Origin of the sequence: Hyphomonas sp. (assembly GCF_036964145.1) — a bacterium.
Taxonomy (GTDB): Bacteria; Pseudomonadota; Alphaproteobacteria; order Caulobacterales; family Hyphomonadaceae; genus Hyphomonas.
The window spans coordinates 580,980-605,756 of the sequence record NZ_JBALUC010000002.1 but is presented as its reverse complement, the minus strand read 5'-3'; the positions used below and the strand labels follow the sequence as shown (position 1 = coordinate 605,756).

Annotated in this window: 21 protein-coding genes; 8 read left to right on the top strand and 13 right to left on the bottom strand. The window is 60.1% G+C overall.

Translation table 11 applies throughout. From position 1 onward, the window contains the following. Positions 1–82: 82 nt before the first annotated feature. The gene (locus V7660_RS07850) at positions 83–994 is read right to left on the bottom strand and encodes a hypothetical protein (RefSeq protein WP_335602523.1); all 912 of its coding nucleotides are present in this window, start codon (positions 992–994) and stop codon (positions 83–85) included. A gap of 2 nt (positions 995–996) precedes the next feature. Continuing rightward, positions 997–2,019 carry an NADP-dependent oxidoreductase gene (locus tag V7660_RS07845; RefSeq protein WP_335602522.1) on the bottom strand — a complete coding sequence of 341 codons (1,023 nt, stop codon included), beginning with the start codon at positions 2,017–2,019 and terminating at the stop codon, positions 997–999. Positions 2,020–2,190: 171 nt separating this feature from the next. On the opposite strand from V7660_RS07845, the gene V7660_RS07840 reads away from it, so the two are divergent. Then, positions 2,191–3,114, top strand: coding sequence for a Gfo/Idh/MocA family protein (locus tag V7660_RS07840; protein WP_335602521.1), 924 nt, complete (start codon positions 2,191–2,193; stop codon positions 3,112–3,114). A 7-nt stretch (positions 3,115–3,121) separates the two neighbouring features. Here V7660_RS07840 and pth read toward each other — a convergent pair whose 3' ends face one another. Together pth and V7660_RS07830 are read right to left on the bottom strand one after the other, a co-directional pair. After that, entirely contained in the window at positions 3,122–3,724 is a 603-nt protein-coding gene (pth, locus tag V7660_RS07835; RefSeq protein ID WP_335602520.1) for an aminoacyl-tRNA hydrolase, read from the bottom strand. 86 nt (positions 3,725–3,810) lie between these two features. Beyond that, positions 3,811–4,470 carry a 50S ribosomal protein L25/general stress protein Ctc gene (locus V7660_RS07830; protein ID WP_335602519.1) on the bottom strand — a complete coding sequence of 220 codons (660 nt, stop codon included), beginning with the start codon at positions 4,468–4,470 and terminating at the stop codon, positions 3,811–3,813. Positions 4,471–4,694: 224 nt separating this feature from the next. On the opposite strand from V7660_RS07830, the gene V7660_RS07825 reads away from it, so the two are divergent. The 4 genes from V7660_RS07825 (at position 4,695) to V7660_RS07810 (ending at position 10,702) form a co-directional block, all read left to right on the top strand. Next, positions 4,695–4,907 (top strand): hypothetical protein, encoded by a 213-nt coding sequence (locus V7660_RS07825; protein ID WP_335602518.1) that lies wholly within the window; start codon positions 4,695–4,697, stop codon positions 4,905–4,907. Positions 4,908–5,015: 108 nt separating this feature from the next. Next, positions 5,016–5,282 carry a DUF4212 domain-containing protein gene (locus V7660_RS07820; protein WP_335602517.1) on the top strand — a complete coding sequence of 89 codons (267 nt, stop codon included), beginning with the start codon at positions 5,016–5,018 and terminating at the stop codon, positions 5,280–5,282. A gap of 4 nt (positions 5,283–5,286) precedes the next feature. Then, on the top strand, positions 5,287–7,062 hold the full coding sequence (locus V7660_RS07815; protein ID WP_335602516.1) for a sodium:solute symporter family protein: 1,776 nt from the start codon (positions 5,287–5,289) through the stop codon (positions 7,060–7,062). Between the two features lie 148 nt (positions 7,063–7,210). Then, the gene (locus tag V7660_RS07810; protein ID WP_335602515.1) at positions 7,211–10,702 is read left to right on the top strand and encodes a PAS domain-containing hybrid sensor histidine kinase/response regulator; all 3,492 of its coding nucleotides are present in this window, start codon (positions 7,211–7,213) and stop codon (positions 10,700–10,702) included. On the opposite strand, the gene V7660_RS07805 is transcribed toward V7660_RS07810, so the two are convergent. After that, positions 10,663–11,310: a response regulator transcription factor gene (locus tag V7660_RS07805; RefSeq protein WP_335602514.1), complete on the bottom strand. Its 648-nt coding sequence runs from the start codon at positions 11,308–11,310 to the stop codon at positions 10,663–10,665. The genes V7660_RS07810 and V7660_RS07805 overlap by 40 nt on opposite strands. Positions 11,311–11,491: 181 nt before the next feature. On the opposite strand from V7660_RS07805, the gene V7660_RS07800 reads away from it, so the two are divergent. Both V7660_RS07800 and acs read left to right on the top strand, forming a co-directional pair. After that, the gene (locus tag V7660_RS07800) at positions 11,492–12,787 is read left to right on the top strand and encodes a DcaP family trimeric outer membrane transporter (RefSeq protein WP_335602513.1); all 1,296 of its coding nucleotides are present in this window, start codon (positions 11,492–11,494) and stop codon (positions 12,785–12,787) included. Positions 12,788–12,821: 34 nt separating this feature from the next. Beyond that, entirely contained in the window at positions 12,822–14,768 is a 1,947-nt protein-coding gene (acs, locus tag V7660_RS07795; RefSeq protein ID WP_335602512.1) for an acetate--CoA ligase, read from the top strand. A 4-nt stretch (positions 14,769–14,772) separates the two neighbouring features. Here the strand turns inward: acs and V7660_RS07790 are convergent, their stop codons facing one another. Then, on the bottom strand, positions 14,773–16,377 hold the full coding sequence (locus V7660_RS07790; RefSeq protein WP_335602511.1) for a stimulus-sensing domain-containing protein: 1,605 nt from the start codon (positions 16,375–16,377) through the stop codon (positions 14,773–14,775). Positions 16,378–16,401: 24 nt separating this feature from the next. Continuing rightward, a complete protein-coding gene (locus V7660_RS07785; protein ID WP_335602510.1) occupies positions 16,402–16,866 on the bottom strand; it encodes a peptidylprolyl isomerase in 465 nt (154 codons plus the stop codon). Between the two features lie 110 nt (positions 16,867–16,976). On the opposite strand from V7660_RS07785, the gene V7660_RS07780 reads away from it, so the two are divergent. Further along, entirely contained in the window at positions 16,977–17,456 is a 480-nt protein-coding gene (locus V7660_RS07780) for a DUF3995 domain-containing protein (protein WP_335602509.1), read from the top strand. On the opposite strand, the gene V7660_RS07775 is transcribed toward V7660_RS07780, so the two are convergent. The 6 genes from V7660_RS07775 to polA all read right to left on the bottom strand — a co-directional run bounded on the left by V7660_RS07775 (position 17,416) and on the right by polA (position 24,751). Beyond that, entirely contained in the window at positions 17,416–18,036 is a 621-nt protein-coding gene (locus V7660_RS07775; RefSeq protein ID WP_335602508.1) for a hypothetical protein, read from the bottom strand. The two genes, V7660_RS07780 and V7660_RS07775, sit on opposite strands and share 41 nt — an antisense overlap. Next, complete coding sequence (locus tag V7660_RS07770) at positions 18,008–18,700, bottom strand: response regulator transcription factor (protein WP_335602507.1); 693 nt, start codon at positions 18,698–18,700, stop codon at positions 18,008–18,010. The genes V7660_RS07775 and V7660_RS07770 overlap by 29 nt, the downstream gene beginning before the upstream one ends. A 186-nt stretch (positions 18,701–18,886) precedes the next feature. Then, entirely contained in the window at positions 18,887–19,246 is a 360-nt protein-coding gene (locus tag V7660_RS07765) for a response regulator (protein WP_335602505.1), read from the bottom strand. Next, on the bottom strand, positions 19,243–20,793 hold the full coding sequence (locus V7660_RS07760; protein ID WP_335602504.1) for a sensor histidine kinase: 1,551 nt from the start codon (positions 20,791–20,793) through the stop codon (positions 19,243–19,245). Before V7660_RS07760 ends, V7660_RS07765 begins: the two co-directional genes overlap by 4 nt. A gap of 180 nt (positions 20,794–20,973) precedes the next feature. Further along, entirely contained in the window at positions 20,974–21,882 is a 909-nt protein-coding gene (locus tag V7660_RS07755; protein ID WP_335602503.1) for a hypothetical protein, read from the bottom strand. A gap of 79 nt (positions 21,883–21,961) precedes the next feature. Further along, positions 21,962–24,751 carry a DNA polymerase I gene (gene polA / locus V7660_RS07750; RefSeq protein WP_335602502.1) on the bottom strand — a complete coding sequence of 930 codons (2,790 nt, stop codon included), beginning with the start codon at positions 24,749–24,751 and terminating at the stop codon, positions 21,962–21,964. Positions 24,752–24,777 lie beyond the last annotated feature (26 nt).

Here is a 24,777-nt window from a genome sequence, read left to right as displayed (position 1 = left end):
TTAAACGGCGATCCCCCGCCGTTGCAGCGACATACCCACGATTCGTAAGGCGTGAATATGACGAAAGCCCAATAAAGACGGGCTATGCGCCGAGAATCCAGCCCTCTTCTGACTGAATTTGCGATATTTTTCCCTCGTCAAGAGAGTTATTTGTGGAAATTCGCCCGTTCAGACGGCCTTTTTCGTCCATTTCCGAATAGTAATGGGCAATCTGGCGGATCTGCGCGGCATCCGGTGTTTCGCCCTTTTCAGGCTTGGCGGGAATGAGAGACGGGTAGATTTCCGCGAAAACGACCTGCACGCCGTCGAGCGACTCCTCGGTCATATCGCCCTCCTCGAACTCGAAGGGCCAGACGCGCGAGGCCGGCAGGGCCTGACGAAGGGCGTGAACGTGCGGGATGCCGGTCAGGGACTGGCTGCCCACGCTGCCGGTATAGGCGAGCTGCCAGACCGATTTCGGCTGGCCGCGTTTGGAGGTCCGCATCTGGGATTCCACGATGCGGTATTCCGGCAGGGCCTGGCCGTCGAAATCCGGTTTCTTGTCGGACAGTGTGGAGACGACATCCCGCGCCGGAGCTCCCCAGAACGGGAACGGCCCCTTGGAGATGGCATAGTTCATCCCGGCCGCGATGGCGAAGCGCGGATTGGAATTGTCTGCCTTATCCTTCATCTTGGAGGCGAGGTGGGCATGCATCGCCTGCCAGGGCGCTTTGTCGGACGTGTCGAGGCCGAGAGCCTCGGCGGTCCCGGCCGGATAGCCCAGCGAGAAGTCAAAGCCGATCAGGACGCGGTCGCCGCGCCCTGTCAGCTTGGCGATGATGCCTTCCAGAAAGGATCGCGCCTTGAGACGTGTTTCGATATTGACGGACTGGTATTGCAGCTTGAGCCGGGCATCCCTTGCGAGGATCCCGATCCAGATGGAGTTCTTCCCCGTCACAGGTTTTGACGCGGCACTCCAGTCCACCATGATATAGGCATCAAACAGACGCGTCATAACTACCCCAGTTTGACCAGCATTTTGCCCGTGTTTGCGCCCTCGAAGAGGCCGAGGAAGGCTTCAGGCGCTTTGTCGATACCGTCCTTGACGGTCTCTTCAAACTTCATCTGACCAGCCGAGATCCATTTCGCCATGTCCTTGAAGAAGGCGGGCTGCATGTCGGCATGCGTCGAGACGATGAAGCCCTGGATCTTCAGCTGCTTGCCGACGACCTGGATGATATTGTGCGGGCCGGTTGGTTGGCCGGTTTCATTGTACTGGGCAATCATGCCGCATTCGGCAAAACGCGCCATTGGACGAGCAACCTCGATCGCGGCGGTCAGGTGATCGCCGCCGACATTGTCGAAATAGACGTCAATGCCTTTCGGGGCGGCGCTGCGCAGCGCCTTCACGAGCCCTTCGAAGCCGCCCGCCGCCTTGTAGTCGATAACATGGTCTGCGCCGAGCGATTTCACGAACTCGCATTTTTCCGGGCCCCCAGCCGAGCCGATGACGGTGCAATTGTTGATCTTGGCGATCTGGACGACCGTGGAGCCGACGGCGCCAGCTGCGCCGGAGACGAAGACCGTGTCGCCTTCCTTCAGTTCGGCAACGCGCAGAATGCCTGCGTAAGCGGTCAGGCCCGGCATGCCCGCGACGCCGAGGAAGGCGCTTTCGGGCAGGCCGATATCCGGCAGTTTCTGCGCCATCACGACTTCCGGCCGCGCAACCCACGCGGTGCGCCAGCCCGCCATGGAGGAAACCAGGTCGCCCTGCTTGTAGTCGGGATGGTTCGAGACGGTGACGCGGCCGACAGCGCCGCCCTGCATGGTCTCGCCGATCTGGAAAGGCGGCACATAGCTTTCGCGGTCATACATACGTCCGCGCATGTAGGGATCTACCGACATCCACTCATTCTTCACCTGGATCTCACCGGCGCCGGGCGGGGCGATGTCGATAGTTTTCTTCTGGAAATCCGACAGTTTGGGCATGCCGACGGGGCGCTCGGCGAGGGACCATTCGGTGGATGTGAGGGCTGTCATGGTGTTTTCCTTCCTCTGTTCTTGTTGAGGCGTAAGTGGACCGGCATCCCGGACCTGTGAAGAGGGCACGCGAAAGAATCTGTAATTCTCTGTGTCAGCCATGCCTGAGCCCAAGGCTTGCAGCGCCGGGCGATGCAGTGTCTTTAGGGGGCCGAAGAGGGCCAATCTGTTATGACCACACTGAGAGTAGGCGTCGCGGGCGCCGGAGTTTTCGGCAATTACCACGCCCAAAAGGCTGCCGCCTCTGCCCGAACCGAACTCGTCGGGGTCTATGATATTGATCTGGACCGGGCGACCGCGATTGCCAGCCGGTTTGGCGCCAAGGGGTTTGACAATTACGAAGCCTTTCTCGAAGCGTGCGATGCCATCGTGATCGCGGTTCCGGCCATCTGGCATGAGAAGCTGGCCCGGCAGGCCATTGAAGCCCACTGCCATGTGCTGGTAGAGAAACCATTGGCGCTGACCGGCAAGGCCGCCCGGGATCTGGCCGACGAAGCCGCTGCACGCGGACGTATCCTGCAGGTAGGACATCAGGAGCGGTTCGTGGCGCGTGCCATGGGTGTGCTGGCGATTGAAGAGCCCCCCCTGTTGATCGAATCCGTCCGCGCCGGACCGCCGGCGCCAGATAATCGGGCAGGCGATGTGTCGGTGATCTGGGATCTCATGATCCACGATCTCGACCTTGCCGCCATGATGATGGGGAATGAATTCACCGGCGTCATGGCGAGCGGCAAGCGGGTGCATTCAGACCATATCGACGAAGCCAGCGCCCAGTTCACCTATGCGAGTGGCGGCGTGGCGCGCCTGATGGCCAGCCGCGCGGCAGAGGCCCGTCAGCGCACCATGCATGTTGTCTATCCGTCGGGAGAGATCTCGATCGACTTCCTGACGCGGCAGTTGGTCAACACGACGCCTTATGAGGTCCGCGTCGAGATCGCGGCAGACCTGCCTGATCCGCTTGGCGCGGCGGATGAGGGGTTCTATGCCGCGTGCCTAGGGCTGGGACGTAGCCCGGTGCCGGCGCACGGTACGGTCGGCGCTGTTGCCATGGCGGAAGCCGCCGAAGCAGCCGCACTGGCAAAGCTGGACGGCTAGCGCGTCCTTAGCGCTTCTGTTTGGGATCGTGCTTTGGCGCTGGCGCGAGGCGCATCACTTCGGTCTGGAAGCGTTCGTCATTGCCTTCGGCCAGGAAGGGCAGGGCGTCTGAGATCGCCTTTACCAGCGGATCGAACCAGTCATGGTCGGCCTTTGAGAAATCGGACAGCACGTAAGGCATGACCCGCGACTTGTCGCCGGGGTGGCCGACACCGATGCGGATCCGGCGCACATTTTCGCCAAGATGAGCAATCATCGAGCGGACGCCGTTGTTGCCGGAATGACCGCCGCCCTGTTTCAGGCGCACGCGGCCGGGCGCGAGATCGATCTCGTCATGCAGGACAACCACGTCTTCCGGAGACAATTTGTAGAACTGGGCGACCTTGGAGAGGGCGCGGCCGGTCTCATTGTAAAAGGTCTGCGGCTTGACGAGCAGCGTCTTGATGCGGTCCGGGCCGATAAAGCCCTCCGCAATCTCGCTTTCGAATTTCGAGCGCCAGGGCTGGAATCCATGCGCGGCGTGAATCTCGTCCAAAACGAGAAAACCGGCATTGTGCCGGTTCTTCGCATATTTTTCGCCTGGATTTCCCTGACCGGAAAGAATGAGCACGATGCGGCCTCCCTCTTCCGAAATAGCAGGGTTTGGCTGTGTGCCCAGCCCCAAAAGGCTGGACACACGAGACCAGAATTTGCCGATCAGTCTTCCGACTCCGCTTCGGCGTCGGTTTCAGCTGCGGCTTCTTCGCCTTCAGCCTCTTCACCTTCTTCCGTCGTGGTATCGGCGGTTGCCGTACGGCCAGCGATGGTCGCGATGGTGAAGTCGCGGTCGGTGATGGTCGGCTCGGCATCGCCCGGCAGGGTGATGTCGGAGATTTTCACATTGTCGCCGATTTCCAGCGTGGAGACGTCTGCTTCCAGCGATTCCGGAATGTTGCCGGCCGGAACAAGCAGCTCGACCGTGTGGCGCACCACGTTGAGCGTGCCGCCCTTCTTGAGGCCCGGAGACACTTCCTCGCCCATGAAGTGGACCTGGACTTCCACCTTGATCTTCTGGTCGCGGCTGACGCGGAACAGGTCGACGTGCATGGGCTGGTCGGAGACCGGGTGCATCTGGATCGCCTGAGGGATCACGAGCTGTTTCGTGCCCTTGTGGACGAGCGTTGCGGTGGATGACAGGAAGTGGCCGGTTTCAATGGCCTTGAGCACTTCGTTGCGCTTCAGGGTAATCGCAACGGGATCTTCGCCGCCACCATAAAGAACGCCGGGCACAAAGCCTTCGCGACGTGCTGCGCGGGATCCGCCGCTGCCGACGCGCTCGCGCAGTTCGACATTGAAAGTAATTTGGGATTTGGACATTGGGGTTTCCTTTCGCCCTCGACTCCGCCTCTCCGCATTCGGGATGAGGTAAGAAGCTGACACGCACGGCCTTGCGCCGCCGTTTCTGAAGGCGCGCATATATGCGATACGGCCTGTACTGGCAAGGCTTTGCCGCAGGGGACGTTAGACCAAAGTCCTGCCTTGCCACACGGCGCGAGACGCATATGGTCGTGTCCGGTCAAGAAGGAAGCGTCTGCGGCAGCATGAAACATCACATCATGATCTCTCTCGGCATCCTGATGGGCCTTATTTTCGCGTTCCGGGCGGCCGTGGCGATCCTTGAGCCGGGGCTCGGCTTCCGCGAAGCCTATTTGCTGGGCGGACTGGTCCTGTCGGGCTGGCTGATCATGGGTGGCATCTCCGAATGGCGCCATGCGCGCAAGACCCAGCCCGCTCCCGGCCCTGAGACCGATTAGGTAAAACCGGCATTAAGACCAAAGTTCAGGTTTCATATTCCTCCTGCTTCCGGCAGCCTGCAGGCTGCGGAACTGCGCAAAGACAAAAAATGTCATGGGAGGAAACACGTGTCAGAACCTGGCTACAAAATTGATGGGAAGGGGTATTGGCGAGAAGTCATCCGATTGACCCTTTCCCTGCTCGTCATCTGGTTTGCGGTCTCATATGGGGCAGGCATCCTGTTCCGGGACCTTCTGGATAATCTGTCGATCGGCGGCGCGCCGCTAGGGTTCTGGTTCGCCCAGAACGGATCGATCTACGTCTTCGTTGGACTGATCTTCTACTACTGCCGGGCAATGAACCGGCTGGAGAAGAAATACGGCGTGGAGGGCTGAGGTAATGGGGCAGGATTTCTGGACATATTTCTGGGTGGTTGGCACCTTTGGGACCTACATCGCGATTGCCGTGTGGGCCCGGGCCTCATCCACCGATGATTTCTATGTTGCTGGCCATGACGTGCACCCGACGGTGAATGGCATGGCGACCGCGGCCGACTGGATGTCGGCAGCTTCGTTCCTTTCAATGGCCGGCCTGATTGCCTTCCTGGGCTATGGTGGCTCGGTCTACCTGATGGGCTGGACCGGCGGGTATGTGTTGCTGGCCCTGTTGCTGGCGCCGTTCCTGCGCGAATTCGGCAAGTTTACCGTGCCGGACTTTGTGGGGGACCGTTACTATTCGACCACGGCACGCCTGATCGCGGTGATCTGTGCGCTGTTCGTGTCCTTCACCTATATTGCTGGACAGATGAAAGGCGTGGGCGTGGCCTTTTCAGGCTTCCTCGGCGTCGAGTTCAACACCGGCATCATGGTCGGCATGGGCATCGTCTTCATCTATGCCGTGCTGGGCGGCATGAAGGGCATTACCTATACTCAGGTCGCGCAATACTGTGTGCTGATTTTTGCCTATACGGTTCCGGCGGTCTTCATTTCGCTGATCGTTACCGGTAATCCGATCCCACAACTGGGCTTCATCTCGGATGTGAGAGGGGAAGACATCTCGATGCTTGGCAAGCTCAACACGGTTGTGACCGATCTCGGCTTCCAGGAGTATACGCAGACGAACAAGACCACGTTCGACATATTTGCCATCACCGGCGCGCTGATGTTCGGCACGGCAGGCTTGCCGCACGTGATCATCCGCTTCTTCACGGTGTCGAGCGCGGGTGCGGCCCGGGTTTCTGCCGGGTGGGCACTGGTGTTCATCGCCTTGCTCTACACGACGGCCCCAGCCGTGGCCTCCTTCGCGCGGCTCAACTTCATCGATACGGTGAATGAGTCGACCTATATCGCGGATGATGCCGACTATGAGACCGAGGCTGCGGCGATCGTGGCAGCCGGTGGGAAGCCGACGCCGAAATGGTTCAAGGATTGGGAAAAAACCGGTCTGCTGGGCATTGAGGACAAGAATGGCGATGGCGTGATCCAGTATCGTGCGGGTGACGACAATGAAGTCACCAAGCTCGACCGGGATATCTTCGTGATGGCCAATCCGTCGATCGCGAACCTGCCGGCCTGGGTTATCGGGCTCGTGGTTGCAGGCGGCCTTGCGGCGGCCCTCTCCACGGCAGCCGGATTGTTGATGGTCATCTCGTCATCGATCTCTCACGATCTCTGTCGGAGAACCCTGTTCAAGGACATGTCAGACAAGGACGAATTGCGGGTTGCGCGTGCCTCGGCCGCCGGCGCGGTGGTCCTTGCCGGGATCATGGGAATGAACACGGCAAAGCTTGGCTTTGTGGCGCAGGTGGTTGCCTTCGCCTTTGGCCTGGCGGCAGCGTCGCTCTTCCCGGTGATCGTGCTGGGCATCTTCTGGAAACGGATGAACCGGGAAGGGGCCATTGCGTCCATGCTGACCGGCCTCATCTCGACGTTCAGCTATATCTACTACTTCAAGTTCGTGAACACGGATCCTGCAGACTGGTGGTTCGGTGTGTCGCCGGAAGGCATCGGCTTCCTGTTCATGTTCCTGTCGCTGGCTGTTGGCATTGTGGTGGCCCTCGTGACCGCCCCGCCGCCGCAGGACATCCAGGACCTGGTAGAAGACATCCGCGTGCCGGGCACACGGAGATCGCACGGCATTGCGGACGAAGGCATGGCACCTGTGCCTGCCGAATAGCCTCTCCCGGCGAACTCCAAACTGACGGGTGGCCCCTGCCGGGGCCACCCTTTTTCCGTTTTTACGGCTGCTGTCTTATAGACGTAAGGCCAATTTCCCGGTTCGATGCCGTGTGTAACTCTGGCATGAACCGTATCGAGAGGTGCAAATGCCTGTCTGGCTGATCCTTGGAGCGACCACGCTCTACATGCTTGGCCTGTTCCTGATCGCCTGGCGCGGGGACCAGACGGCAATGCGGCCGGGATTCACCCAGCATCCGCTGGTCTATTCGCTCGCGCTGGCAGTGTATTGCACATCCTGGACATTCTTCGGCGCCGTTGGCACAGCGGTGGAAAGCGGATGGGATTATCTGACCATTTATCTGGGCCCCACGCTTGTGTTCGTCCTGTTTCCGGGCCTCGTGCAGCGGATCGGGGATGTCACCCAGCGTGAAGGCATCTCGTCCCTGTCGGATTTCCTGTCGGCGCGCTACGGCAAGAGCCGGGCGATTGCGGCCGCCGCAACTCTCGCGGCTGTGGCAGGGAGCCTGCCCTATATCGCGCTGCAGCTGAAATCGGTCGGCATGAGTTTCCAGGCGCTGGCCTATGGCTCCGACGGGGCGGCGAATACGCCGGCCAATGAGACCGTCCTGCTGACGGCATTTGCTCTCGCCATCTTCGCCATCCTGTTTGGGACAAGGCAGTCGGATGCCACGCGGCATAATTCTGGCCTGATGCGTGTGCTCGCGGTGGAGGCGGTACTCAAACTCGCGGCGCTGATCGCCGTGGCCGTATTGTCCATCCAGCTGTTGGTGAATGGCAGCGTGCCAGAGAATGCCCCTGTAGCGCACACTTTCGAGACGTTTCGCTTCTCCGAGCGCTTCATCACCATGACCCTGTTGGCCATGGCGGCCATCATCTGCCTGCCAAGGCAGTTCCATGTCGCAATGATCGAGCGCCAGACGCAGAAGGACCTCGAGACGGCGAAATGGGTGTTTCCCGTCTACATGTTGCTGACGAGCCTGGTCGTCATTCCGATCACGATTGCGGGCATGGCCATACTCGGTCCGGGCGCGCAGCCGGATCTGTTCGTGCTGGACCTGTCGCTCCAGCGCGGCAGCGGCTTGCTGGCAACGCTGGTCTTCCTGGGGGGCTTCTCGGCGGCGACGGGCATGGTGATTATTTCCACCGTGGCCCTGTCCACCATGGTGACCAATGACCTCGTCGTGCCCGCCATCATGCGGTCCGGGCGTTTTGCCAGTTTGAGCGGTGATGCCGGTGCAAGGATCGTCCTGACGCGGCGGATCGTGATCATTGTGCTGTTGATGCTGGCCTATGCCTATTACCGGCGTGCGGGGACAGGCGAGGCCCTGGCGCAGATCGGCCTGCTCTCCTTTGCGGCTGCGGCGCAGTTCGCACCGGGCCTGATCGGCGCGGTCACATGGGGTCATGGCCGGCGGTCGGGCGTGCTGGCCGGGCTGATCTCCGGCATGGCGCTTTGGGCCTATACCTTGTTCCTGCCGGCCATTGTCGGGTACGACGCGATCACGGCCATTGTCCCCTCGGCGCTGGATCCGCATGCGATGTTCGGGCTGAAGATCGAGGACAGTCTGACTCATGGCGTCCTGCTCAGCCTTGGCACAAATCTCCTTCTGTTTGTGATCGTTTCGCTACGCGCGCGGGAGCGTCTGCGCGACCGGGTACAGGCGGCGGTGTTTGTCGGCGGCGACCAGGTCATCGAGATTGCCGAGGGCGCGGTCGACACACACGCCTTCAAGGTCTCCCCAAACGGGTTGAAGACGTTGGCATCCCGCTTCCTGACGCCCGAAGCGGTGGATCATGCCTTCGTGAAGTTCGAGGAAGATACCGGCATCGCCGCCTCAGGGGATGCGCCCGCCAATTGGCTGCTTGTTCAGCGCACGGAAAAGCTTCTGGCTGGTGCCCTCGGTTCGTCCTCGGCCCGCGTGGTCCTGTCGTCCGCGATTGGCGGCAGTGACGTTACCCTGCCAGATGTGCTGTCCATGCTGGACCACAAGACACAGGCTGCGCGGTTCGAGCGGCACATGTTGCAATCAATGCTGGAGAATATCCCGCACGGTATCAGCGTGGTGGATTCGGACCAGAAGCTCGTTGCGTGGAATACCGCCTATGTGGACCTCTTCAACTATCCCCCTGCAAAGGTCGTGGTCGGTGTGCCTGTGGCGGAGCTGATCGAACACAATATCCGGACCGGATGGATTGATGGCGATCCGGCTGAACAGGCAAGGCGCCGGGTGGCGCATATGCGGTCCGGTCGGGCCTACACCTATGAACGGCGCAATCCTGACGGTTTGTATTTGCGCATCAGCGGCAACCCGATGCCCGGCGGCGGCTATGTGACGACCTTCGCGGACATTACCGAAGACAAGTTGCGGGAACAGGCGCTGGTCGAGGCCAATGAAATGCTGGAAAGCCGCGTGAAGGAGCGGACGCGGAAGCTGGAAGCCATGGCGGATGACCTGAACCTCGCCCGGCAAGAGGCTGAGGGTGCCAATGCGTCCAAGACGCGCTTCCTGGCCGCTGCCAGCCACGACCTGCTGCAGCCGCTGAATGCCGCGCGGCTATATCTGGGGTCGATCATCGCGAATGGATCCGCTCCGGATCTGGCCACACGGGCTGACCGGGCCATTCAGTCTGCGGATGAGTTGCTCAAGGGCTTGCTCGACATTTCGAGGCTGGATCACAGCCAGGTCAAGGCAGTGCCGGTGAAATTGCCGCTGGGACCGTTGCTGGAAGACCTGATTGACGAGTCACAACCCATGGCGGACCGGTCCGGACTGGAGCTGCGTGTGGCGCCGACGAAGCTGGCTGTGTTCGCCGACCCGGACTACCTCAAGAGCATCGTGCGGAACTTCATTTCCAATGCCCGCCGCTACACCAAGTCAGGCGGGGTGCTGGTCGGCGCGCGCCGGCGGGGCCGCAAGGTCCGGATTGAAGTGTATGATACCGGGCCCGGTATTCCCGCTGACCGATTGGAGCTGATTTTCGAGGAGTTCCGCAAATATGAGGATTCCGACAATGTCGGTATTCGCGGCGCCGGTCTCGGCCTGTCCATTGTGCGGCGTCTGGCCAGCCTGATGGACGCCAAGATTGACGTCCGGTCCACGCCGGGAAAAGGGAGCGTGTTCTCGGTGACGGTGCCTATGGCGGAAACGCCGCCAGTCCGCAGGGGCAAATCGGTGAATGCCTTCACGCGCGACGATACAAGCCTGAAGGGCATCAGCGTTCTCTTTGTCGATGACGAGCCGGCGATTGTCGACAGCATGACCCGCCTGCTTGAAAGCTGGGGGTGCCGGGCGACGAGCGTCCGTACCGTGGCTGAGGCCGTGGGGTGTCTGAAGGATGAGTGCTTCGATGCCCTGATTGCGGATCTTGATCTTGAAGACGAGGTCAGTGGTCTCGATCTGATCCAGCAAAATCGTGCCCGATTGCGCGACCCGGCCAATGTCTTGTTGCTGACGGCGGCGACCAATGTACCGGACCTCTCCAAGGCACGAGGGGCGAGCGTCCCTGTCCTGCGCAAGCCCAGCAATCCGGTGGACATTCGCCAGTTTCTGATGATGTGCAAGACGCGCGGACGCGGTCAGGCGTTCGAGGCGCTTCCGACCGAAGTGTCTTCCTGATAAATCAGCAGGGCCTGGGTCCGGTTGTTGGCGCCGAGCTTTCGGAAAATGGCCGTCATGTGCGCCTTCACCGTCGCAACGGAAATGTCCATTTCGTGGGCGATCTGCTTGTTCAGGAGACCGGCCGACAGGCCTGCGAGTACGCGCCGCTGGGCGGGGGTGAGGCTGGCAATACGTTCGGCTGCCGGGCTGGCGGGCAGGTGGGTGCCATTGGTCTTTGGGAACCATGTGCCGCCATCCAGCGTGGTTGCCAGCGCCGCGGACAGATCTTCCAAGGACATGCTTTTCGGCAAGTAACCGGCCGCCCCAAGGGCGCCCGCCATTTGAAAGGCCTTGGGCGTTTCCGTGGCCGAGACGACCACGATGGGGCAGCCGGGTTCTGCGGCGAGCAGGGTGGTGAGCCCCTCGAACTCGGCGCAATCTCCGAGATTCAGGTCGAGCAGGATCAAATCCACCGGATTCGACCTGAGAATGTCCAACGCGCCGGACAGGTTACTTGCATGGGTTGCCTCTGCGCCGGAAGGAAAGGCGCATTCCAAGGCAGTTTCAAGCGCATCCCTGAACAATGGATGATCGTCCACGATCAGGACGCGGGGCGCGTCCGGCATCTTGTTCCTCCCCATTTCCCCGCTGCTTAAGCAGTCTCTACGGTTAGCCACGCAGTGTATCCCATAAAACATGGATTGTCTCCGGGGGCTCTTAGACTTTTGTCTTAGCACCAATGGCTAATGGCGGAGCAGCAGCATCAGTCAGATACTTCCCTCACACAAAAAATAGAGGGAGGAAATCATGTCACGAGCGTTGAAGGTGCTGATGTTGTCATCGGTCTCGGTTGTCGTCGCATTAGGTGCGGTGGCGCAGGATACGTCGCTGGAAGATCGGATAGCGGCGCTGGAGGCGATGGTCTCCGAACTCAAGACCGAGTTGGCCACTGAACGGGCGAGCCGGGAAGAAGACGTCGTGCGGATTGAACGCACGGTTACCGAAGCCCCTGCCGCTGCGCCTGCGCCCAAGACTGACGGGTTCCTGGTTGGCGACACGACACTGAAATTCGGCGGCTTCGTCGATGCGGATGTTCACGTCACCTCGCTCAGCGACGGCGCCATCGCCGGCAGCTCCATCGCGCGCGATTTCTACATTCCAAGCGCGACGCCCATCGGGGGAGAAGAAACATCGTTCACGGACTTCACTGCAGAATCCTCACGGTTCTTCCTGTCGGCCTCACGTCCGGTGGGAGACGACACTCTGAGCGCGCATATCGAAATGGACTTTCTGGGGTCAGGACAAGGCAATGAGCTTGTCTCGAACTCCTATTCGCCGCGTCTGCGCCGCGCCTTCATGAAATACAAGAACTGGCTGGTCGGACAGGAATGGTCGACCTTCCAGAACACATCCGCCATCCCTGAAAGCGCGAGCTTCCTGATCCTGTCGGATGGCATGGTGTTCGTGCGCCAGCCACAGATCCGCTATACGAATGGCAATTGGCAATTCGCGGTCGAGAACCCGAATACGACAACGCTCAATGCGGGCTCGCGTGACGAGAACCTCATCCCGGATGTGGTCGCGCGCTACAATATGACCGGTGATTTCGGCAACGTATCCATTGCGGGTATCGCGCGGCAATTGCGCGCAGATTTCGGCACAGAGGAAGACGAAGCCTTCGGCTACGGGCTCAGTGTTTCCGGTCGGCTCATGATGGGTGAGAAGGACGATTTGCGCTTCAACCTGGTCGGCGGGGAAGGCATCGGCCGGTATGTCGGCCTGGCGGCCAGCCGCTCCACGGCGCTGGACCCGAATGGCGATCTGGAGGCGATCCCGAGCTATGGCGGCCTTGTAGCGTGGCGTCACCCATTCGGCGAGACCGCGCGTTTCAGTGGCGGCTATTCCGGCCTGTTCATCGACAATCCGGAGTATATGGGCGGTGGCGTGACCTCTTCGGTGCAGTCGGTATTTGGCGCAATCCTGTGGGATGTTGCCCCGAATGTGACGCTGGGCACAGAGCTGCTGCACGGCATCCGCGAAGAGGAAAGTGGCGCGGATGGGTCGATCACACGGTTCACCTTCTCCACAAAGTATGCATTCTGACAGGAGGACAAACATGCCAGACGGAGAGCCATTCATGAGCGACGCACAAAAGATATATCCGGTACCGGCGGAGTTTGCAGCAAAAGCGAACCTGACCCCGGAAAAGTATCGCGAAATGTATGAGGCCTCGATCTCCGACCCGGAAGCTTTCTGGGGTGAGCACGGCAAGCGGCTCGACTGGATCAAGCCCTACACGGTGGTGAAGGATGTCTCCTGGGAGACGGGCGACCTGCATGTGAAGTGGTTTTCCGATGGCGTGTTGAATGTATCGGCCAACTGCCTTGACCGGCATTTGGAAACGCGGGGCGACAAGGTGGCCCTGATCTGGGAGGGCGATGAGCCCGGCAATACCCACAAGATGACCTATCGCCAGCTTCATACGGCCGTTTGCAAGTTCGCGAACGTCCTGAAGAAGATGGGCGTGAAGAAAGGCGACCGGGTCACGATCTACATGCCGATGATCCTGGAAGCCACATATGCCATGCTGGCCTGCACGCGGATCGGCGCCGTGCATTCCATCGTGTTCGGTGGCTTCAGCCCGGAAGCGCTCTCCGGCCGGATTACGGATTGCGAATCCAAATTCCTGATCACAGCCGATGAGGGCGTTCGCGGGGGGCGCCGTGTGCCGTTGAAAGTGAACGCGGACAAGGCGGCCGAGATTGCCGGCGGCATGGTCGAGAAGATGCTGGTCGTGAAGCGGACCGGCGCTGAGGTCGGCATGAAGGAAGGCCGGGACTATTGGCTTCATGAGGCCGCCGAAGGCATTTCGTCGGACTGCCCACCTGAGCCGATGAATGCCGAAGACCCGCTCTTCATCCTCTACACGTCGGGGTCGACCGGCCAGCCGAAAGGTGTGCTGCACACAACCGGCGGCTATCTGGTCTGGGCGTCGATGACACATGAATATGTCTTCGATCTGAAGGAAGATGATGTCTTCTGGTGTTCGGCCGATGTCGGCTGGGTGACCGGCCATACCTATATCGTGTACGGACCGCTTGCGAATGGGGCGACGAGCCTCGTCTTCGAGGGGGTGCCGACCTATCCGGACGCCTCACGCTTCTGGCAGGTCTGCGACGAGCAGAATGTCACCATCTTCTATACGGCGCCAACCGCCATCCGCGCCCTGATGCGCGAAGGCGAGGGGCCGGTGAACAAGACATCCCGAAAATCCCTCCGTCTGTTGGGCACCGTCGGCGAACCGATCAACCCGGAGGCTTGGGAATGGTATTTTCACGTTGTGGGCGAAGCGCGGTGTCCGATTGTCGACACATGGTGGCAGACCGAGACGGGCGGCACCATGATTGTGCCTCTACCCGGAACCACCGACATGAAGCCCGGCGCCGGTAGCCATCCCTTCTTCGGCGTCAAGCCTGTTCTGGTGGACGCAGAGGGCAATGTGCTGGAAGGCGCAACCGACGGAAATCTGCTGATTACCGACAGCTGGCCCGGCCAGATGCGCACGGTCTATGGCGATCATCAGCGTTTCATCGACACGTATTTCACGGCCTACCCCGGAACCTATTTCACGGGTGATGGCTGTCGCCGTGACGAGGACGGTTTCTACTGGATCACGGGGCGTGTGGATGATGTCATCAATGTCTCCGGGCACCGGATGGGGACAGCAGAGGTCGAAAGCGCCCTGGTGAGTCATGACGCCGTCGCTGAGGCGGCCGTGGTCGGCTATCCGCATGATGTGAAGGGACAAGGCATCTATGCCTATGTGACGCTGCGCCAAGGCGTTGAGGTGGACGATGCGCTGGTCAAGAATTTGATCCAGCATGTGCGTCAGGAAATCGGCCCGATTGCCAGCCCTGACCTGATCCAGATCGCGCCGGGCCTGCCCAAGACGCGGTCCGGCAAGATCATGCGACGGATCCTGCGCAAGATTGCCGAGAACGAGTATTCAAATCTTGGCGATACATCGACATTGGCCGAGCCTGAAGTTGTCGACGATCTGATCAACAACCGCCAGAACCGCTAACGGCTTACATCGCCGGTAGGTCAACGACGAACCGCGCGCCCCCTTCTGCGCGGTTCTCGGCCCAGACCTTGCCGCGATGGGTCGTCACGATCTGCTGGACAATCGAAAGACCGAGACCGGAATTGTTGCCAAAGGCAGTTCCGGCCGGGCGATCTGTATAGAAGCGGCTGAAGATCTTTTCGAGCTTGTCTTCCGGCACGCCGGGGCCGCTATCCTCGATCATGATGCGGGCAATGGTCTGTGGACCGTCATTCGACTGGTCGACGATGACATTGACCTGCCCGCCAGCTGGCGAGAAGGAGCGGGCATTGTCGATCAGGTTGCGCACCACTTGGCCGAGGGGGCCGTCGCGGCCTCTGACCAGAAGCCGTGCCCCCATCGTGTCGTCGCGATAGTGGACCGAGACGGCGCCCTCTTCACGGCTGAAGGCTTCATAGGTCTGGACGACATCGTGAACGAAGCCGGCAATATCCATCTGTTCGGTCGGCACGCGCGTCATTTCCGCTTCGATACGGGATGCGTTGGAAATATCTGTAATCAGACGATCCAGCCGTTTCACATCCTGGGCGATGACCTGCCGCAGGCGCTCTAGCGCGACCGGGTCGTCCTGCACACGGTCAGCAGTTTCAACGGCCGAGCGGATAGAGGTGAGGGGGTTCTTCAATTCATGGGCAACATCGGCAGCGAATTGTTCATTCGCCTCGATCCGCTCCAGCAAGGCTTCGGTCATGCTCTGCATCGAGGCGGCGAGATTGCCGATTTCATCCTTGCGATTGGTCAAGGCCGGAATGTCGATCCGGTCGGACGCGCCCGACCGGATACGGTCGGCCGCAATTGACAGGCGCCGGAGCGGCCGGGCGATGCCGAGGGTGAGCAGGATTGATGTGATGAACGCCACGAGTACGGCGACCCCGATAAAGGGGATGAGGGCGGCGCGTTCAGCGCGGATGATCTCGTCAATGTCGTTCGATTCCAGTGTCAGGACGCCGACAACGGCCGAGACGCGCTGGACCGGCATGGAGACGGAGATGATCCGCTGGCCGCGATCGGAGAAACGCTGGCTGGCAGCTTCCTGTCCGCGGACCGCAATCTCGAATTCCTCCTCGAAACTCTGGGCGACAAGGGCGTCGGAGCCACGCCGGGGCATGATGGGCCCCAGTGTGTTGCTGGCCCATTCCGACAGATTGGCACCGAGGCGGGCGAAGCTGCTGGGTTCCTGCAAGGGAGGCAGGGCGTCTATGTCGACTCGCTCGGAGAGATAGAAGCTGTCGCCGACCAGTTCGCCATCGGGAGAGTAGATGCGGGCGCGTACCCGCTCCGGCAGGTTCAGGCGGACAATGGTCTGCCGGGCGGCGTCTTCGTCGAGTTTGGGCGCGGGCGTGGTGGCGTCATCGCCCAGCAGGCTGGTGAAGATCTGTGCCTGGGCAACGAGGTCCTGTTTCTTTGAGACGACGAAGCCGGCGCGCATCTCGTTCAGGACCATCGCGCCGATGATCAGGATGGCAAGGCCGGCAAGGTTGGACGCGAAAATCAGACGAGCAATGCGCGAGCCAAAGATTTTCGACCCGTGGCGCGCGATCGCTTTTCGCCTGATTTTCCTGTCCGTCATTCCGGCTTACCTGCCTGCCTGAAATCAGGCGTCAGCAGCCACCTTCATGCTGACAATCTTGTCGGGAATGCGGGGTGGTTCACCCTTTGCCAGCTGGTCGATGACGTCCATGCCTTCACTGACCTGGCCCCAGACCGTGTACTGGCGGTTCAGGAAGCTGGCATCATCAAAGCAGATGAAGAACTGGCTGTTGGCCGAGTTGGGGGCCGATGTGCGGGCCATTGAGCAGGTGCCGCGAACATGGGGCTCTGCGTTGAATTCCGCTTTCAGGTCCGGTTTGGAGGAGCCGCCCATCCCCGTGCCTTGCGGGCATCCGACTTGGGCCATGAAGCCGTCGATCACGCGGTGGAAGACGATGCCATCATAAAAGCCTTCGCGGGCCAGTTCCTTGATCCGCTCGACATGGCCGGGAGCCAGGTCCGGACGCAGGTCGATTTTCACCGAGCCCTTGGAGGTTTCGAGGAGAAGCGTGTTTTCCGGGTCTGCCATGAAGTTATCCTATTGCTTGTGTTAGTCTCGTGTCTGGCTATTGAATGATGGAGGGAACGGCAAGTGGGTGGCGCATTTTACTCGCCGGGCCGCGCCCTAGGAGTGTCGTCATGATTGCACCAATCATTTCTCCCATTCTGGTGATCGTGCTGTTCGTGCTGGGCTGCCTGCACCTGCTGTGGGCCTTTGGCAGCACTTTCCCCTGTGCGAACGAGCAGGCCCTTGCCCGCGCCGTGGTTGGGCGTCGGGGAATTACCAGAATGCCGTCCGCCCTGTCCTGCATGGTGGTGGCCTTCTGCCTGTTTGCGGCCGCTATCCTGGCAGCCATGCTGGGTGGATATGTAACCCTGCCCCTGCCGTCCCTGGTCCAGAAAGGCTTGCTGAGCTTGGCGGGACTAATAGCCGGACTCGTATTCCTTGGACGCGGTGTCATCGGAATCCTGCCAGCTTTCGAGCGTTCAGCCCCTGAAATGCCTTTCCTGACGCTCAATCGCCGGGTGTATTCACCGCTGAGCTTCTTGGTTGGGCTTGGATTCATACTGCTGGTCCTCAGCTTGCCGAACTGGAGCTTGCGGCTTTGGGGCGTGTAGGCTGGCCGATCCGCTCGACATGATCGGCGGCGGACAGGCCGTCCTCTCCGGGCGCGAACATCATTTGGGCGAACGCGAAATGGTTCAGGTCGGCGGTGATCAGGGCATGCGCCGCTGACAGGCGGCGATGCAACGTTCCGCCAAACCATTGCCCCATCCCTTTCACCTGGTCGGACCGGTTTGGATAGCTTGGCCGGGCATCGACATGGATGATCATGTCGGCGTTGCGCGGCATCGGGGGCGGGTTGAGGCGGGATTTCGGAACAGGGTCCACACAGACAAGCAAATCCACCGAAATTGGTCGCATGGCCTTCAGCACGCGCAGCGCGGTGTCGCCGCCCCAGCTATGGCCGATGAGGACGAGCTTGCGCCCGATCTCGGCGTCGCGCCGGGCGATATGATGGATGCGCCGGGACGCATAATGAGGGAAATAGTGCGCATCATGGTGCGCCTGGTGGGCGAATTTGCGCTGACGTTCATCCGCGTAGGCGGCCACGAGGCGTGTGCGGGTGTCACCCGCCCCGCCGATATAGAGCTCGGTGATCCCGCGCTTATTCGGTGTAGCGGTAACCGACGCCATACAGGGTCTCGATCGCGTCGAATTCATCCGTCACTTCGCGAAACTTCTTGCGAAGGCGCTTGATGTGGCTGTCGATGGTGCGGTCGTCGACATAGATCTGGTCGTCATAGGCGGCGTCCATCAACTGGTCGCGGCTTTTAACATAGCCGGGACGCTGGGCGAGCGCCTGCAGGATCAGGAATTCCGTCACTGTCAGACGGACCGGATGGCCATCCCAGGTGCAGGCATGGCGGTTCGGGTCGAGAGTCAGCTTGCCGCGCACGATTGGCTTCTGGTCGCCGTCTTCAGAGCCTGCCACACCGCCGCGAGCCCGGCGAAGCACCGCTTTCACGCGTTCGGCCAGGAGGCGGTTGGAACAGGGCTTGCGGACGAAATCGTCCGCGCCGATATTGAAGCCGATGACTTCGTCGATTTCCTCGTCCTTGGACGTGAGGAAGATGACCGGCAGTTCGGAAGTCTGGCGGAGGCGCCGCAGCAGCTCCATACCGTCCATCCGGGGCATCTTCACGTCCAGGATTGCGATGTCCGGTGGCGTCTCCGTGAGCGCCGGCAGGGCCGCCTCCCCATCATGATAGGTGCGCACATTATAGCCTTCGGCCTCGAAGAAGATTTTCAGGGACGCAACGATGTTCTCGTCATCATCCACCAGCGCCAATGTCGTCATCGCTCTATCCTTCTCAGCCAACGCATATCCGTGAACGGGATCTGGCCGTCTCGCATTACGGTGTTCAAACATGGTTCGCGTCACGGCAAAAGCCCTCCTTCAATGCAATTACAATGAAATCAAGGGATCAAGGCGAGCGAAGGCTCACATTACGGCAATTTAAGGGAGATTGGGAGACTGCGCAGACTAGCTGAGCGCTTCTTTCAACTGATCTGGAGTTACCGGCTTGATCAGAACCCGATAGGGATGGTTCTGCGAAATACGCTCCAGTGTCGCGGGCTCGTTCGATCCTGTCACATAAATGACCTTCAGGTCGGGTTGTTCCGGTGAGATCGCCTTGCCGATATCGACCCCATCCATGGAGCCATTCAGCCGCATGTCCATCAGCACATGGGACGGCTTTTTCTCGCGCAGGGCACGCAGCGCGCTTTCGCCATCTGCAGCGGTGCCCACGACCAGAGCCCCGAATTGTTCGCATGTGCCTTGGAGGAAAAGCGCGATGAGGGCGTCGTCTTCAACGATGACGACGCGAGGTTGATTAGTCATGAGGTGGGCTCCAATCGGTCGCTTGGGATACGGATACGGGTGGTGGTGCCATTCTTGGAACGGACCTCGAGGACGCCGGACAACTGGGCCGTGAGCGCTGTAATGATTGCGGAGCCCGAGCTTCCCTCTGGCAGGTTTCCCGCTTCGGGATCCCTCAGGCCTTTCCCATTGTCGGAGACTGTCAGGATGCTGTCTGATCCGTTCGATTCGAACGAAACTGTAATGACGCCTGGCGATGTCCCGCTTAGCGCGTCGTAATCGAATGCGTGCTTGAATGCGTTCGAGACCAGTTCGTTGATCAGAAGGCCTAGCGTGATGGCCGCATCCAGCGTGATCTTGCGGTCTGAAACTTCGGTCACAAGTCGGGTATGAGATGCGCCGCCACCTAATCCGCGCTCCAGACGTCCGCAGAGTTCCCCGAAGAAGTCACCGGCGCTCAGATTGGTGCGAGTGGGTGAGGCGAGCAACAGGTTCTGCACGACCCCGAGAGACTCGATCCGGCCGGAGATGGACCTCAGGGCATCTTTGGATTCCTGATTGGACAGGCTCCGGCCCTGAATGAACAGCAGCGCGTTGATCTGCTGCAAATTGTTCTTCACACGGTGATAGACTTCACTGAGCAAAAGGTCCCTGTCGGTGACTGTCTGGGTGAGCTGCCCGATCAGATCAGATTGTTGATGGTGCGCGCGGTTCTGGTTCGTCGCCAGAACGAGCAGCGCGATAAACAGCGCGGCAATCATGATGGTGGCGATCAGGCTGAGGCTGAAATTCTGATTCAGCAGACCTGCCTTCGAGAGTACAAGCGCGGCATAGCACAGACCCACCGGGATACCGATCAGGGGGATCACGAGACGGCGCGCGTTCCGGCTTCCGGGACCTTGTCCCACGAAGACCTTCATCCAGCCAATGTCCCGGCGGCTGAGCAGTATCGAGAGAAATATCAGAAAGAAGGCCACGGATGTTTGGAGTGACATCGCCCGGAAGAGCGAGACACTGTAAAAGGCACTGGCATCAAACAAATGTCCTAGCAGGCCCACAGTGGATATGATGAAGCCAATGCTCGCGAGTATCAGCAGCGCGCATTGTCCCCAACGGCGCTGACTGGGCTGAAGGATTATGCTTGTCCCCAGGCACGAGAAACAAAACGCCGTCATCGTCGACATCATCTGCTTTGAAGATTCACGAAATCCCTCGAAGATATTTCCATCGAGGCCTGCGCCATTGACGCGCAGATAGAGAAACTGATCGAGGCAGGCGAGGCCGACAACAAGACATGCGAGTGTCCAGACCAGCCATTTCGTCCGGCGTCCCATAACGCTCAGGGTCAGGATAAGCGCAACGGCGGCGCCTATCATGAGGGCGGCCGTGCTGGGGACCATCGCCGCCCAGTTGGAATTGGGAGAAGTCAGGTATCCGAACTGGAAGGTCCATCCGAGCAGCACGATGGAGCAGAGCGCAATGACCGCGCCGGTCAGAACGTAAATGTCCTTGTGTGTGTCCTTCAGGGACGTGTCATTTCTCGTGATCGAAGGGCTCTGACCTGACATGTCCTGCATTTCCGCAAGAGCTCCCGCTTATGCCAGCGATTGCCCAGTTAAATGATCCGAGTGCTGTGTGAACCAGCGGGATAAGGGAGGTGTGGGAAAATTTACCTACACATTAACGTAGATTAGTGCCAGAATGATGAGCAGTTACAGCTGCATTTTGCTCGTGGACCGCTGTTCCGGCTACTGGTCGTGCATGGAGATGATCCGATAGGTGCGCAGCGACCCGGCATCATCGCGTTTCAGGATGCGAATGCCTTTTCCGATGGAAATGCCGGAATTGTCCAGCGAATCCCAGCGCAGATTGTAGGACTGGTAAGATAGCACGAAGGGCGAGGTTCCCTCAATCCTGTGGGCGGTCGATTTGATGTAATCGAACGAGGGCCAGTGGGAAGTGTAGTCTTCGAGAAAGACCCTGATCGCCTCTCGCCCTTCCACGGGTGGGCTGTCATGGGGCATCATCACGGCATCCTCCGCATAGACATGGTATAGAATGTCGGGCTGGTGCCTTAGCATGGCTGCGTCGTTGAATTGATTTACGGCCGCCAGATCGAAGGAGACGCCTGAACCGACCGGCGCAGAGGGCGTAAAGGCCATGTGCACGCCGGGCAACGCGTCGAAGAGTTTGGAATTTCGGATGTCGGGATAGGCTTCATCAAAATTCCACCCCTGTGTGAGCAGGGTGTAGTTTCCCGATGCGTCTTCCTGCCAGATGTCGAAATACGATCCTGAAATTTCCGCCAGGTCGCTCGAAGGCGAGCCGGCAGGTATGTAGGCAAGGCGGAACGCGCCAATGTCGACGCGGAGGTTGTCGATGGGGATCGTTTCCGTCAGGGTCTTTTCGAACTGCGCGATGTCAATGCCGTCAAACAGGGTCTTGTAATAGCGGGTGGCAACGTCCGGGCCCACCATTGTCTTCTGGAATTCCGGCATGATCTGGATATCCGGATCGAAAGCAGACTTCAGTGCGACAACGTCTTCCTGGGCGATTGCCGTATCGATCTGTGTCCGGAGGAGCGACAAATCGGTTTCCGCCATTGCCGCACCTGAGATGGCCCAGATAATACCGCTGATAACAATAGCGCGTAACATGACCCTGCTCCCCTCAGTGACGCTTCGAGAACGGTAACATGAGGGAGGCAAGAGCCAGTGTGAAAACTTGGTTAGGTTGCTAGTGCGCCTCGGCCCAGTTCTTCGCGGCGCGCGCGTCCACAACCAGCGGCACAGACAGGTGCAAGGCTGGCCCGGCTGCCCCTTGCATGGTGGTGCGGACGATTTCGATCAATTTGTCGGCTTCCTGTTCGGGGCACTCGAAAACAAGTTCATCATGCACCTGCAACAACATGCGCGCCGACAGGCCCGCCTTGGCAAGAGTCTCCGGCATGCGGATCATCGCACGCTTGATGATGTCGGCGGCTGAGCCCTGGATCGGCGCGTTGATCGCCTGGCGCTCGGCGAAGGAGCGTTGCGGGCCTTTCGACTTGATGCCCGCAAGATTGATCTTCCGTCCGTAGGCGGTCGTCACATAGCCATGTTCTTTTGCAAACGCCTTGGTTTCGTCCATATATGCCCGGATGCCGGGGAAGCGTTTGAAATAGGTCTTGATGTATTCGCTGGCTTCGCCCTGCGGAATGCCGAGCTGGCGCGCGAGGCCAAACCCGGAAATGCCATAGATGATGCCGAAATTGATCGCCTTCGCCTGACGGCGGACCATCGGGTCCATGCCTTCGATGGGTACGCCGAACATCTCGCTTGCCGTCATGGCATGGATGTCGAGCCCATCCTTGAAGGCCGTCTTCAGCGCATCGATGTCGGCGATGTGGGCCAGGATGCGCAGTTCGATCTGGCTATAGTCCGCGCTGACCAGTACGTTGCCTTCATCCGCAATGAAGGCTTCGCGGATCTTGCGGCCTTCCTCGGTGCGGACCGGGATGTTTTGCAGGTTCGGGTCGGTGGAAGAGAGGCGTCCGGTCTGTGCAACCGCCATGGAAAAGCTGGTATGGACGCGCCCTGTGGCCGGATTGATGGCCGCCTGTAGCGCTTCGGTATAGGTCGAGCGGAGCTTGGACAGGGTGCGCCAGTCGACGATGGTGCGGGGCAGGGGATGGCCCTCCGCGGCGAGGCTTTCGAGCACGTCGGCATCAGTCTGCCAGGCGCCGGTCTTGGTCTTCTTGCCACCTTCCAGGCCCATCTCGTCGAACAGGATTTCGCCGAGCTGTTTCGGGCTGCCGATATTGAATTCGCGCCCGGCCTGTTCATACGCCTCGGCCTCCAGCGCGGCCATGCGCTGGGAGAAATCGGACGACAGGCGGGAGAGATGATCGCGGTCGACTTTGATCCCCTCCTGCTCCATGCGGGCAAGGACGGGGACGAGCGGCCGTTCCAGCGTCTCGTAAACCGTCGTGACCTTTTCCGTGCGCAGCTGGGGTTTGAAAACCTGCCAGAGACGCAGCGTGATGTCAGCATCTTCGGCGGCGTACTCGGTCGCCTTGTCAAGCGCGATGCGATCGAACGTCACCTGGGACTTGCCGGTTCCGGCAATCTCCTTGAACGGAATGGTGGCATGTTCGAGGTAGCGTTCCGACAGCGTGTCCATGCCGTGATTGTGCTTGCCGGCATTCAGGACGTAGGAGAGCAGCATCGTATCATCGATAGGCGCGACATTGATCTTGTGCGTGGCGAAAACCGAGAGGTCGTATTTGATGTTCTGGCCAATTTTTAAGACGGACGGGTCTTCGAGCATCGGTTTCAGCGCACGCAGGGCATCCGTCATACGAATCTGGCGGGGCGGATCCGCGCCGAACATGTCGCCGTCACCCGCATTGTTAGGATCGACATGGGCGAGCGGGACGTAGCAGGCCTCGTTGGGTGACAGGGCGAGCGAGACCCCGACAAGATTGGCGGTGATCGAATCGAGACTGTCGGTTTCCGTGTCGACCGCCACGAAGCCTTGCTTGGTTGCGCGGGAGATCCATTCTTCCAGCTCTTCGAAATCGCGGATGCAGATATATTTGCTCCGGTCGATCGGGTCTGCGGCCGGCTGGGCGGATTCAATTGCGCCTTCCAGTTCCATCATTTCGCGTACGCGGCGGGTGATGGTGCGAAATTCCATTTCCTCCAGGAAATTGATCAGCGTGTCCGGATCAGGGTCCTGCACGGCAAGGTCTTCCAGCGGCACGTCCAGCGGCACGTCATCCTTGAGCGTCACCAATTGCTTGGAAATGCGGATCAAATCGGCATTCTCGATCAAGGTCTGGCGACGCTTCGGCTGCTTGATCTCTTCGGCGCGCGCGAGAAGGGTTTCGAGGTCGCCATAGGTGTCCAGCAGCTGGGCGGCTGTCTTCACGCCAATGCCGGGCGCACCGGGCACATTGTCGACGCTGTCCCCCGCGAGCGACTGGATATCGACAACCTTCTCCGGGCCGACGCCAAATTTCTCGAACACGGCCTCCCGCCCCAGCGTCTTGTTCTTCATCGTGTCGAGCATGACGACGGTATCAGAGACCAGTTGCATCAGATCCTTGTCGGACGAGACAATCGTGACGCGCGCGCCCTTGGCCTCCGCCTGACGGGAATAGGTGGCGATCAGATCGTCTGCCTCGAAGCCTTCCTTCTCGATGGCATGGGCCGCAAAGGCCTCAGCGGCGCGGCGCACGAGCGGGAATTGCGGGCGCAGTTCTTCCGGCGGTTCGGACCGGTTGGCCTTGTACTGGTCGTACAATTCGTTCCGGAAGGTGATCGAGGATTTGTCAAAGATGCAGGCGAAATGGGTGGGCCGCTCATCGCCCTTCAAATCTTCCAGCAGCTTGAACAGCATGTTGCAGAAACCGCTCACAGCGCCGATTGGCAGATCGTCGCTCGCACGGGTCAACGGGGGCAGGGCGTGGAAGGCGCGGAAGATGTAGGCGCTGGCATCCACCAGATAGAGATGACTGTCCTTGTCGACGGGGGCAGTGGCCATGGTTCGGGAATCCTTTGCTGGCCGAA